Genomic DNA, 11,958 nt, shown 5'->3' with positions numbered 1-11,958 from the left:
CATTGTAAGTCGTGGCGACATGCTTCGGCGGTACTGGCGCTGCGCGGCTGCAATGGTTAATATTGGAAAAATCATCCTAAACAATAAATTGGCTCACATCGTTGATCGAAGTTTTCATGTCGGTCGGCGCTGCGGGCACCTTCGGGAGACGTGCATGATCGGTAAAACCCTGGGCGCAATCGCCCTGTCTGCCCTGTTTGGATTTTCGCTGTTCGGTACGATGGACGACGCCTACGCGGCGCGGACTGTGGCGAGCAGCCAGCAAGTAAAGAAAAAGATTCGTCCTGCGGTCAATGTTGCCGCAAAGAAGCGCATATCGGTGACCGCCACGGCGCCTCGCCGCACCGTGGCCGTGGCTGCCGCTGCACCGGTCTTCCGTCCGCCGAAGGCGCCGGCTCAGCGGCATTACGCGGTGGATGGCAGTACGTTCTACGCAGATGGCGTGCGCGTCAGGGCAGCGGGCCTCGAAGCGCTCGAAACCACGACGGCTTCGAGCATCGGCAAACAGAAATTGCAGCAACTGCTCGATTCGGGCCGGGTAAGCATCGAACCGCTCGATATGGACGACGGTGACGTGACGCTGGCGCGGGTCAAGATCGACGGCAAGGATCTGAGCGAACTGGCTACGATGCGTTAAGTCTGCGACCCGGTCGCGAGCGCGACCGGAACGGGAATCACCCCGCCGTGAGTGCGGGGTTTTTTTCGCCCGGAGGTTTCGCGCTGCTGCTGTCGGGCTTCTTTTCGTCGGATGCGCCATCGGCGCTGGCCTTGTCGGTGTCTTGAGGCGAATCCGCGGGTGGCGTGCCGGCATGTGCAGTTTCACTCACCATGCGGGTGCCTCGCGGAGGCAGGGTGGGCAGAACGACGTCGAGCTTGTTTTCCGTCATGTAGTCATTCATTTCGCGCCAGCCGGCAAATACGGCGGCCTTCGATGCCTTCGGATTGAGCCGATAGCAGTCTTCCAGCGCCCGGCCGGCATGGCGACAGGCGCCGCCTACAGCCTTGCTGTCGAGTTCCTTCTGCATCGCTGCGCGATTGGGGTCTGGAATGGGCAGCTTGTCGCACGCCATGAGGCTGGCGGCGAGCGACACAAGCAGCAGGGACTGGGCGACCTTCACCTTGACGTTTGTCCGGATGGATTGAACACATCCGGTTTACGGCAGTTCCTGCCGGTGCTTGAGCCGGCTTGCCTGGCCGGCGACGCGTTACTTGCCGCCGCGCGAATACTCGGCAAGCAGGGTTTCCTGCGCACAGTGCCGTGCGGCGCGAGACACCCGCCTGCGATACCGGCCATCCGGTTCCATCTCCCACGACTGGCTGTTGTCGAGCAGATAGGGGCGCAATCCCTCCTTCATCACGCGCCGCTTCAGTTTCGGATCGAGTACCGGAAATGCCACCTCGATGCGCCGGAAGAAATTGCGTTCCATCCAGTCCGCACTGGCCAGATAGAGCTTTTCCTCACCGTCGGCGTGGAAGTGATAGATGCGCGAATGTTCGAGGAAGCGGCCGACGATCGAGCGTACCGTGATCTTTTCGGACAGGCCTGGGACACCGGGGCGCAAGGCACATACGCCACGCACGATCAGATCAATGTCGACACCGGCCTGACTTGCGTTGTAGAGCGCTTCGATCGTTTCGTCCTCGACCAGCGAATTCATCTTGGCGATGATGCGCGCCTTGCGGCCGGCGCGAGCGTTGTCGGCTTCGCGATTGATCGCGGCGATGACGTTGCTGTGCAAGGTGAATGGCGCCTGCCACAAGTGGGTCAGCGTGCCGGCGTGGCCCAGCCCGGTCAGCTGCTTGAACACCTCGTTTACGTCTTCGCCGATCAGTTCATCCGCCGTCATCAGACCGAAATCGGTGTAGAAGCGCGCCGTGCTCGGGTGGTAATTGCCGGTACCCAGATGCACGAAGCGCCGGAAGCTGCGCACCCCTTCGATCTCCTCGCGCCGCACCACCATCAGCAGCTTGGCGTGCGTCTTGTAGCCGAACACGCCATACACCACGTGGGCGCCGGCATCTTCCAGCCGCGACGCCCAGTTGATGTTGGCTTCCTCGTCGAAACGCGCCATCAGCTCGACCACGACGGTCACTTCCTTACCCTTGTGCGCAGCGCGCACCAGCGCCTCCATCAGCACCGAATCGATGCCGGTGCGATACACCGTCATCTTGATGGCGACCACTTCCGGGTCATCCACCGCCTGCTGCACCAGATCGATCACCGGCGTGAAGGCCTCCCACGGGTGGTGCAGCAGGATGTCCTGTCGGCGCAGCATCGAGAAGATGTCGTAGCGCTTTTCCATGGCACGCGGCAGCGTCGGCGTGAACGGCGGGTACTTCAGGTCCGGCCGGTCCACCCAGTTCGGAACCTGCATGAGCCGCACCAGATTGACGATGCCGGGCGCACGGTAGAGGTCGTCGCGGGTCAGATTGAATTGCTGCAGCAGGAAGTCTGCCATGTGCTCGGAGCAGTTGTCGGCCACCTCCAGGCGCACCGCATCACCGTAGTGGCGCTGCGGCAGTTCGCCCTGCAGCGCCAGACGCAGGTTCTTCACCTCTTCCTCGTCGAGGAAGAGGTCGGAATTGCGTGTCACCCGGAACTGGTAACAGCCGAGCACGTTCATGCCTTCGAACAGATCGCCGACATTCATGTGCATCGCTGACGACAGGAACACGAAGCCGTGGTCGACGCCGGTCAGTGCCTTCGGCAGCTTGATCACGCGCGGCAGCGCGCGCGGTGCCTGCACGATGGCAAAACGCGAGCTGCGCCCGAACGCGTCGCGCCCGTCCAGTTCCACCGCAAAGTTCAGGCTCTTGTTGAGCACGCGCGGGAAAGGGTGTGAAGGGTCCAGTCCGATCGGGGTCAGCACCGGCATCAGTTCGCGCATGAAGAAATCGCGTATCCATTTCTGCTGTTCGTCAGTCCATGCGCCTCGGCGAAGGAAAACGATGCCTTCGGTTTCCAGCGCGGGCAGGATGACGTCGTTGAGCAGTGCGTACTGCTCGGCGATCAGCTGATGGCATTCGTTCGCGATCAGCCGCAAGGCCTCCTGCGCGGAACGCCCATCCGACGTGACACTGCGCGCGCCAAGCTTGATCTGCTCGCGCAGGCCGCCGATCCGAACTTCGAAAAATTCATCCAGATTGCTCGACACGATGCACAGGAACTTCAGTCGCTCGAGCAGCGGCACACGCTCGTCCGCCGCCTGCGCGAGCACGCGGCGGTTGAAGGCGATCAGCGACAGTTCGCGGTTGATGAAGTGGTCAGGCGCGAAACGTGGCACCAGAAGCGGGAGGTTCATGAGCAAAAGTCCGGATTCGACATCGGTAGGCAACACGCTATTGTGTGACATGAAACATGTTCGATTATTACAGCCGTGTGACGCAAATGCACCGAAGGCAGGGGTGCCCCCGGCTGCTAAACTCCGGCGCTGACGATTTTTCAGTTACGGATGCATGAGCTACGAACTACTCGCTGCGGTTGACCTGGGCTCGAACAGCTTCCGTCTCCAGGTTGCCCGCGTTGTCGACGATCAGATCTATCCGCTGGACGGCCTGAAGGAAACTGTCCGGCTGGCGGCGGGACTTGGCCAGGGCAAGTTGCTTGACGGCCCTTCGCAGCTTCGGGCCATCGAAGCCCTGTCTCGATTCAATGAGCGTCTGCGCGGCTTCGCACCGGATCAGGTGCGCGCAGTGGCCACCAACACCCTGCGCGTGGCCAAGAATGCACCGCAACTTCTGCCACAGGCCGAAGCGGCGCTGGGTTTTCCGATCGAGGTGGTCGCAGGGCGCGAAGAAGCGCGGCTGATCTATGTCGGCGTGGCGCATACGCTGCCCAACCCGTCGAGCCAGCAACTGGTGGTCGACATCGGCGGCGGCTCGACCGAATTCATCATCGGTCGCAGCTTCGAGCCGCTGGCGCTGGAGTCGCTGTACATCGGCTGCGTGGCGTTCAGCCTGCGCTATTTTCCGGATGGCCGGATGGACAAGCGCTCGCTGCGCGAAGCCGAGCTGGCGGCGCGGCGCGAACTGGAAACCATCGAATACGGCTTCCGCTCGCTCGGTTGGGACGAAGCCGTCGGGTCCAGCGGTACGGCAAGGGCGCTGCTCGACATCATGGAACTGAACGGCTGGTCGCAGGGTGCGCTGACCCGCGAGGCGATGGAAAAGCTGCGCGCGCTGCTGCTGCGCGTCGGCGACGTGAACCGGCTTGGCATCGCCGGCCTGCGCCCCGACCGCCTGCCGGTGCTGGCAGGCGGATTCGCCATCATGTCGGCAGTGTTCGATGCTTTCGGGCTGGAACGCATGAGTTTCTCGGAAGGGGCGCTCAGGCTGGGCGTGCTTTACGACCTGCTCGGCCGCTATCACCATCAGGATCTGCGTGATGCGACGGTACTGCAGTTCATGCGGCGTTATCAGGTCGACCAGAAGCAGGCCGAGCGCGTGCGGGGTACGGCGATGCGCCTTTTCCGCGCGCTCAATCCGGCGGCAACGGGCGAGCATCCCGATGATCACCCCGACCTGCAGATGCTGAGCTGGGCAGCCTGCCTGCATGAACTGGGGATTTCGGTCGCGCACGCCGGCTATCACAAGCACAGCGCCTACATCGTCGGCAACGCCGACATGCCGGGTTTTTCGCGCATGGACCAATCGCGTCTGGCGCGCATCGTGCTGGCCCATCGCGGCAAGCTCGAAAAGGTGAATTCGGCTTCGGCCGACGCGCGCGACTGGTCGCTGATCCTCTGCCTGCGCCTGGCCGTGCTGCTGCATCGTAGCCGTGAAGATTTCACCGAACTGCCGCTGACCATCGAGCGCACCGGCAGTGGCTATCAGCTTGGCGCGCGGGCGGAATGGCTGTCGGCGTCGCCACTGACCCACGCCAGCCTTAATGACGAGTTGAGGCTGTGGGGCGTGATAGGAATCGACCTGAAGCTGCGCACCGCTCGCCTTGCAGCCGGCGTGATGCGCTGACCTCTGCATGAGCGCACCGACCGTATCGTTCGATCGGGAAGGTGCTGCGCCGGTCGCATCGTTGCACGGCGACTGGACGCTGCAAGGGCTGGAAGGCAGGATAGTCGCGTTGCGCGCCGCACTCGACACGGGTGAGGCACGGTCGGCTGCGCGTTGGGACCTGACCGGTATCGCACGCATCGACAGCCTCGGCGCCTGTCTGCTGTGGCGCATCTGGGGCGACCACCTTCCTGCGACGCTCGACGCCAGCGAGCACACGCGCGCCATGCTGGAATCCGCTTCGGTGCTTGGCGCACGCAGTCGTGAGGCACCACCGCGGGCGACGTCGTTCGACTCGCTGGCTGCACTGGGCCGGGCCGGCCTGTCGTTCGGACGACAGATCGGCGATCTGGTCGCACTGATCGGCCAGTTGCTGCTCGACCTGCTGCACATCGCGCGCCGGCCGCAGGATGCGCCGCTGCGCGAGATTTCCGCCAATCTGTACAAGACCGGCGTCAGTGCGCTGCCGATCACCGCTCTGGTCGGCTTCCTGATCGGCGTCGTGCTGTCATACCTGTCGGCGCTGCAGCTCAAGACCTTCGGCGCAGACGTGTTCATCATCAACATCCTGGGCATCGGCATCGTGCGCGAACTCGGACCGGTGCTGGTCGCCGTGCTGGTAGCCGGACGTTCCGGCTCGGCGATGACGGCTCAGCTGGGCGTGATGCGGGTGACCGAAGAAATCGATGCGCTGGCGACGATGGGCGTGCCGCGCAGCCTGCGCCTCGTATTGCCCAAGGTGCTGGCGCTGGTGACGGCGCTGCCATTGCTGGTGCTCTGGACATCGTCGGCCGCACTGTTCGGCGGCATGGTGGCCGCATCGATACAGCTCGACATGAGCTACGGTTTCTTTCTCGACACGCTGCCGCGCGTGGTGCCGATCGCCAATCTGTACATCGGGCTGGCTAAAGGCGTTGCGTTCGGGCTGGTGATTGCGCTGGTGGCCTGCCATTTCGGGCTGTCGGTAAAGCCCAATACCGAAAGTCTGTCGACGAACACGACCAAATCGGTGGTCAGCGCCATCACCTGCGTCATCCTGGTCGATGCGCTGTTCGCCATTGCCACGCGTCACATCGGGCTGCCCGGCGGATGAGCGCGCCGGTCATCGACATTCGCGGGCTGGTGACGCGCTTCGGCACGAACGTGGTGCATCAGGACATCGACCTGTCCGTCGCGGCTGGCGAAGTGGTGGCGCTGGTCGGCGGTTCGGGCAGCGGCAAGACGACCTTGCTGCGCCAGGTGATCGGCTTGCTGCAGCCTGACGCCGGGCAGATACGCGTGTTCGGCCAGCCGCTGTTCTGCGGCGACGCGCTGGCCGAGCGCCGGCTGCGCCAGCGCTTCGGCGTGCTGTTCCAGCAAGGTGCGCTGTTCTCGGCGCTCAATGTGCTCGAAAACATTGCCTTCCCGCTGCGCGAGCTCCGCTGGCTGGATCGCGCCACCATCCGCGATCTGGTCATGATGAAACTGGCCATGGTCGAACTTGAACCCCGGCATGCCTGGCTGATGCCGTCCGAACTGTCCGGCGGCATGATCAAGCGGGTGGCACTGGCGCGGGCGCTGTCACTCGAACCCGAACTGCTGCTGCTCGACGAACCGACCGCCGGCCTCGACCCGGACCGCTCGGCCGCTTTCGTCAGCCTGATCCGTACGCTGCGCGGGCAACTCGGCCTGACCGTCGTTCTGGTCACCCATGACATCGATACGCTGACAGCGCTGGCAACACAGGTCGCCGTGCTGGGCGAGCGACGTATACTGGCCTATGGCCCGCTTGATCATGTCATGAACGTCGACCATCCATTCATCCAGAACTTCTTCGCCTCCGGTCGCCTTCAGCGCGCGCCGGACGCCACGGTGCGCTGAAGATGGAAAATCGCGCCCACGCCCTTGCCGCAGGGCTGTTCCTTCTGCTGATGAGCGCATGCGTCGGGCTCGCGACCTGGTACCTGTCCAGCGACAGCGAAGTGGGGCGCGAATATCTGTTGGTGACGACGTCGAATGTCAGCGGACTCAGTCCGCAGGCGCAGGTCCGCTACCGCGGCATCCGGGTGGGCAAGGTGAAGGAGATTTCGATCAATCCCGACGCACCGCGCGAAATCCATGTCCGCATCGACATTCCGGAGCGATTTCCAGTCACCGCCGCCACGCGCGCGCGCCTGTCCTATCTTGGCGTGACCGGACTCGCACTGATCGATCTGGACGACGATGGCTCCGATCCGACGCCGCTGCTCGCCGGCGAACAGGGTCCTGCACGCATACCGCTCGGTGGTTCGCAGTTCGACGCGCTCGGTTCGCAGGCAACGGACACCATGGCCGTGCTGCGGCAGGTTCTGCTGCGCGTGAACGTGCTGTTCGACGATGGCAACATCGAGCGGATTTCCGGCGTACTCGCCAATATGAAGTCGGCCAGTGCGCATCTGGACAAGTCGCTGGCCGGGCTGCCGGCTGTGCTCGCCGAGGCCCGACAGACGTTCGAACGTACGCAGGCCGTCCTGTCACCGCAGAATGTCGAACGCCTGAGCGGCATTCTGGCCAGCGTCGAACAGACCAGCAGCGAAGGGCGCCGGGCGGCGGAAGATCTGCGCGCCTTGCTGGGTTCGATGAAACAGCTGGCGGATCGCGTCGATGCGCTGACCGCAGTGGCCGGACAGCAGGTCACCGACGACACCTTGCCCCGGCTGCAGACCTTGATCGACGAGGTACAGCGCAATTCGCGCCAGCTCAACCGGGTGCTGGGCGAACTTGAATCATCGCCGCAGACACTGCTGCTGGGGCGCGAAACATCCCGTGCCGGACCGGGCGAACCCGGTTTTGCGCCAGCCACGGAAGGAGGGCGTCGATGAAGGCTGGATCAATGCGGCGAGTCCGGACGGCTGTGCTGTCGCTGTTGCTGGTGGGGCTGGCAGGGTGCGGGCCGCTGGTCAGTCGTCCGCCGGCACCTGCGCTGCATGATCTGGGCGGCGCACGCGCCGCTTTGCAGCGTATCCCGGGGCTGCGCTCCATAGAGGTCAGGTCGGCGAGCTGGCTTGACGGCAGTGCGATGCACTATCGCCTTGCCTATGAAAGTGCGACGCGACGCGACGTCTATGCATTCAGCCGCTGGGCCGCATCGCCGCCTGAAATGCTGGCGGTCGCATTGCGCCAGATGCTGCAGACCGACGACGCCGGTGCGGGCCCGGGTTGCCGGCTGCGGGTCGACATCGATGAATTCATCCAGCACTACGACCGGCCGGACAGTGTGCGAGCCTTGCTGTCCGGCCGCGCGGTATTGACCGACATGCGCGGTCAGCGGGTGCTGGCCAGCCTGCCGTTCGCGATCAGCGAGCCGGCGACCGGCGCCGATGCGGCCGCCGGCGTGGCGGCATCGGCGCGTGCAGTCGATGCATTGGGTGTCCAGATTGCAGGGTGGGTCGCATCTTGGACGATGAAAGGCGCGGGCGATGGCTGCTGAGAAGCCGAAACCGTCGCCGCTGCCTGATGCCGGTCGCGGTCTGTTGCAGGCGGCGCTCGATCAGGTGATCGATGCCGTGTGGTCGGGCGTGCATTGCGCGCGGGCGTCCATCATGCTGGCAGACGGCGAAGGTGAGCAGGCGCTGCTCGGGCTTGCAGCGTGGCGCGGCGAAATGGCCGACGACGCCGTGCAGGCAAGGGTCGGCGTCGGCATGTCTACATCCGGCAGCGTGCTGGCGAGCGGTGTCGCGCAGCGTATCGATGACGTCGATGCCGCCGCGCCCGATGTCCGGGTGCGGGGCGAGGGCGGCAGTTTCATCTGCCAGCCGCTTTCGCTCGATGGCCGCGTACTGGGCGTGATCAATGTGCGCCGACCGCGCGGCGAAGCGCCCTTCACCGCCATCGACCAGCAATTGCTGTCTGCGCTGGCGCTGTACGCGGGAAAGGCCATCCAGGTCGCACAGCTGGCTTACCTGCTGAATTCTGGTTTTGCGCAGCGCGCGCTGGAAAGCGGCGGCAAGGTACCGCTGCCTGCCATGGATGCCTTCACACAGGGTGCGGCACAGCCGGCCCAGATGGCCAAGCTCCTGGCCAAGTCCTTCTATCGGGAAATGAAGTCGGCCGGTTTCGGGCCGAACCAGATCGTTGCCGCGGCCGGCGAAATCATCGACCAGCTGTCAGGCAGCCTGCGCAAGCATGGCCAGCGCATCGGCCGCGGCAAATCGTAGGCAGGCTGCGGCCGGGCTATCAGGCGATGGAGGCGGTATAGCGGGCGGCGTCCATCAGCACATCGAGTTCGCCGGCGTCATCCGGCTTGATGACGAACATCCAGGCCCCGTAGGGATCCTTGTTGACCTGTTCGGGTGCATCCGCGACCGGCGGATTGACTGCCGTCACCGTGCCCGACACCGGCGCATGGATATCCGAAGCCGACTTGACCGATTCGATGACGGCCATCGAGTCGCTGCGCGCGACCTGCTGACCGATCTCGGGCAATTGCAGGAAAACGACGTCGCCCAGCGCGTCCTGAGCGTGGTCCGTGATGCCGACCGTCACGCTGCCGTCCTGTTCGATCCTGACCCATTCGTGCGTGTCTGTGTAGCGAAGAGTGTCCGGGTGATTCATTGCAGTTCCAGGTTGAAAAGACCAGTTCGAATTGTAGCTGCGCCGGGCGGGAGACGATGGCCTGATAGAATCAGGCGGATATGAACGCTGATCTGCACTGCCATTCCTGCCACTCCGACGGCGTACTTGCGCCCTCGGAACTGGCCGTGCGCGCAGCGGCGAACGGCGTCGAACTGTGGTCGCTGACCGATCACGACACGCTGAACGGGCTCGACGAAGCACGCAACGCTGCGATGCAGTGCGGCCTGTCCTTCATCGATGGTGTCGAAGTGTCGGTGAGTTGGGGTGGCATCACGGTACATGTCGTCGGGCTGGGCATAGATCCTTCGAATACGGATCTGGCCGCCGGTCTGACCCGGGTGCGCAGCGGGCGCGATGCCCGAGCCCAGCGCATTGCCGATGAGCTGTCACTGCTGGGCGTGGCTGCACCGTACGAGAATGCGATGCGCCATGCCGGCAATCCGACACTGGTCGGGCGCTCGCACTTTGCGCGCGTACTGGTGGAGCAGGGCTATGCAGCCGACATTCATTCGGTGTTCCGCAACTTTCTGGTACCCGGGCGACCGGGCTTTGTTGACCACCTATGGACCACACTGCCGCAGGCGCTGGCCTGGATACATGGCGCCGGCGGCGTCGCGGTGATTGCCCATCCCGGGCGCTACCGCGTTTCGGGTGAGCGTATCGAACAGCTGTTCGAAGAATTCGATGCGCTCGGCGGCCGCGGCATCGAAGTGGTGTCCGGCTCGCACGGCGACGCTGAAGTGCGTACCTTTGCGCGCCTGGCACGCCTATTCGGCTTCTATGCCTCGCGCGCTTCGGATTTTCATGCGCCCGAAGAAAGCGCGGTGGATCTGGGGCGCAGCGCACCGTTGCCTGACGATCTGCAGCCGATATGGCGGTCGCCGGAACTGAACGAACGCGTGATCTGCATGACCTGAGCTTGCGCATGGCGTCCCGAAACTGCCGGCGCCAGGGCGACGTGCCCGAAACGACTTACACAGGCGATCTGCCACAGATTTTTCTCCCCGATTTTCCCTTCGATCCCAATTGGCCCAACTTTTCAATCTTCACCCCGACAATCCGCAACCCAGACTGATACGCCAGGCGGCCGACATCCTGCGATCCGGCGGGTTGGCGGCCATTCCGACCGACTGCGCCTATTCGCTGGTCGGCCACATGGGCGATGCGCAGGTGCTGGAACGCATCCGGCGCATCCGCGGTGTGGACGCGCAGCATCACTTCACGCTGATGTGCCGCGATCTGTCGGAAATCGCCAGCCTGGCGCGGGTCGACAACACGCAGTTCAGGCTGTTGAAGAGCGCCACGCCCGGCGCCTACACCTTCATCCTGGAAGCGACGCGCGAACTGCCCCGCCGCATGCTGCATCCGAAGCGCAAGACCATCGGGCTGCGCGTGCCCGACCACCCTGTCGTGTCCAGCCTGCTGGCCGAACTGGGCGAGCCGCTGCTCGGGTCGACGCTGCTGTTGCCCGGCGAAGAGCTGCCGCTGACCGATGCAGAAGACATCCGCGAGCGCCTGCAGCACGAACTGGATCTGGTGATCGAAGCCGGTTCGTGCGGAACCCGGCCGACCTCGGTGATCGATCTGTCGTCCGGGGAGCCGGTGCTGATACGCGCCGGCGCCGGCGACATATCGCGCTTCGGTCTTGACGAATCGTGAGTGCAGCCTGCCTGCCGCTCGCAGGGAGCGCACATGGATGACATGATCGCGCGACTGGCCATCATCATCATTCCCGTGGTGCTGGCAATCACCCTGCACGAAGCTGCGCACGGCTACGCTGCGCTGCTCAAGGGAGATCCGACGGCACATCTGGCCGGGCGCATCACGGCCAACCCGCTCAAGCACATCGATCCGGTCGGTACGATACTGGTGCCGCTGGTCATGTATTTCGGCGCTGCGATGCTCGGCCAGCCCGGCCTGCTGTTCGGCTGGGCCAAGCCGGTACCGGTCAATTTCTCCCTGTTGCGCCGTCCCAAGCAGGACATGCTGTGGGTGGCCGCCGCCGGGCCGGGTGCGAATCTGGTCATGGCCGTCATCTGGGGACTGGTCTACAAATTTGCATTGGACGCCTCTCCCCAGTATTTTGGCGAGCCGCTGACGCTGATGGCGGAGGCGGGCATCCTGATCAACCTGCTGCTGATGGTGCTCAACCTGCTGCCGGTTCCACCGCTGGACGGCGGCCGCATCATGGTGAGTCTGCTGCCGCGTGGACCTTCTTTGGCCTTTGCCCGGCTTGAGCCCTACGGCCTGTTCCTGCTGCTTGCACTTTTGCTGACCGGCGTGCTGGACAGTATCCTGCGCCCGCTGCTGACGCTGGCCAGAATTGCCTTGATTGCGCTGCTTTTCTGAACTGGA

General features: G+C 64.1%; 13 protein-coding genes. 10 read left to right on the top strand and 3 right to left on the bottom strand.

What is annotated here, in order from left to right; genetic code table 11:
* The first annotated feature begins 154 nt into the window (after positions 1-154).
* A complete protein-coding gene (locus tag BSY238_RS17755; protein ID WP_069040314.1) occupies positions 155-637 on the top strand; it encodes a hypothetical protein in 483 nt (160 codons plus the stop codon).
* 37 nt (positions 638-674) lie between these two features.
* On the opposite strand, the gene BSY238_RS17750 is transcribed toward BSY238_RS17755, so the two are convergent.
* Positions 675-1,118 (bottom strand): hypothetical protein, encoded by a 444-nt coding sequence (locus tag BSY238_RS17750; protein WP_223300204.1) that lies wholly within the window; start codon positions 1,116-1,118, stop codon positions 675-677.
* Positions 1,119-1,205: 87 nt separating this feature from the next.
* Entirely contained in the window at positions 1,206-3,302 is a 2,097-nt protein-coding gene (ppk1, locus tag BSY238_RS17745) for a polyphosphate kinase 1 (protein ID WP_069040792.1), read from the bottom strand.
* Between the two features lie 154 nt (positions 3,303-3,456).
* On the opposite strand from ppk1, the gene ppx reads away from it, so the two are divergent.
* The 6 genes from ppx to BSY238_RS17715 are packed head-to-tail and all read left to right on the top strand — an operon-like array spanning position 3,457 to position 9,185.
* Positions 3,457-4,971: an exopolyphosphatase gene (gene ppx / locus BSY238_RS17740; RefSeq protein ID WP_069040313.1), complete on the top strand. Its 1,515-nt coding sequence runs from the start codon at positions 3,457-3,459 to the stop codon at positions 4,969-4,971.
* Between the two features lie 7 nt (positions 4,972-4,978).
* Positions 4,979-6,103 (top strand): MlaE family ABC transporter permease, encoded by a 1,125-nt coding sequence (locus tag BSY238_RS17735; protein ID WP_069040312.1) that lies wholly within the window; start codon positions 4,979-4,981, stop codon positions 6,101-6,103.
* Complete coding sequence (locus tag BSY238_RS17730) at positions 6,100-6,870, top strand: ABC transporter ATP-binding protein (protein ID WP_069040311.1); 771 nt, start codon at positions 6,100-6,102, stop codon at positions 6,868-6,870. The genes BSY238_RS17735 and BSY238_RS17730 overlap by 4 nt, the downstream gene beginning before the upstream one ends.
* A gap of 2 nt (positions 6,871-6,872) precedes the next feature.
* Positions 6,873-7,850, top strand: coding sequence for an MlaD family protein (locus BSY238_RS17725; protein WP_069040310.1), 978 nt, complete (start codon positions 6,873-6,875; stop codon positions 7,848-7,850).
* The gene (locus BSY238_RS17720) at positions 7,847-8,458 is read left to right on the top strand and encodes an ABC-type transport auxiliary lipoprotein family protein (RefSeq protein WP_223300203.1); all 612 of its coding nucleotides are present in this window, start codon (positions 7,847-7,849) and stop codon (positions 8,456-8,458) included. The genes BSY238_RS17725 and BSY238_RS17720 overlap by 4 nt, the downstream gene beginning before the upstream one ends.
* The gene (locus BSY238_RS17715; protein ID WP_069040309.1) at positions 8,448-9,185 is read left to right on the top strand and encodes a GAF domain-containing protein; all 738 of its coding nucleotides are present in this window, start codon (positions 8,448-8,450) and stop codon (positions 9,183-9,185) included. Before BSY238_RS17720 ends, BSY238_RS17715 begins: the two co-directional genes overlap by 11 nt.
* Positions 9,186-9,204: 19 nt before the next feature.
* On the opposite strand, the gene gcvH is transcribed toward BSY238_RS17715, so the two are convergent.
* The gene (gene gcvH, locus BSY238_RS17710) at positions 9,205-9,582 is read right to left on the bottom strand and encodes a glycine cleavage system protein GcvH (RefSeq protein ID WP_069040308.1); all 378 of its coding nucleotides are present in this window, start codon (positions 9,580-9,582) and stop codon (positions 9,205-9,207) included.
* 80 nt (positions 9,583-9,662) lie between these two features.
* Here gcvH and BSY238_RS17705 point away from each other — a divergent pair, with 80 nt between their 5' ends.
* The 3 genes from BSY238_RS17705 (at position 9,663) to BSY238_RS17695 (ending at position 11,952) form a co-directional block, all read left to right on the top strand.
* Entirely contained in the window at positions 9,663-10,520 is an 858-nt protein-coding gene (locus BSY238_RS17705; protein ID WP_069040307.1) for a PHP domain-containing protein, read from the top strand.
* 109 nt (positions 10,521-10,629) lie between these two features.
* The gene (locus BSY238_RS17700) at positions 10,630-11,262 is read left to right on the top strand and encodes an L-threonylcarbamoyladenylate synthase (RefSeq protein WP_069040306.1); all 633 of its coding nucleotides are present in this window, start codon (positions 10,630-10,632) and stop codon (positions 11,260-11,262) included.
* 33 nt (positions 11,263-11,295) lie between these two features.
* Positions 11,296-11,952, top strand: coding sequence for a site-2 protease family protein (locus BSY238_RS17695; protein WP_069040305.1), 657 nt, complete (start codon positions 11,296-11,298; stop codon positions 11,950-11,952).
* Positions 11,953-11,958 lie beyond the last annotated feature (6 nt).

This window comes from Methyloversatilis sp. RAC08 (genome assembly GCF_001713355.1).
Classification (GTDB): Bacteria; Pseudomonadota; Gammaproteobacteria; order Burkholderiales; family Rhodocyclaceae; genus Methyloversatilis.
The sequence above is the reverse complement of the archived record's forward strand: the minus strand, read 5'-3'. Positions and strand labels throughout refer to the sequence as shown.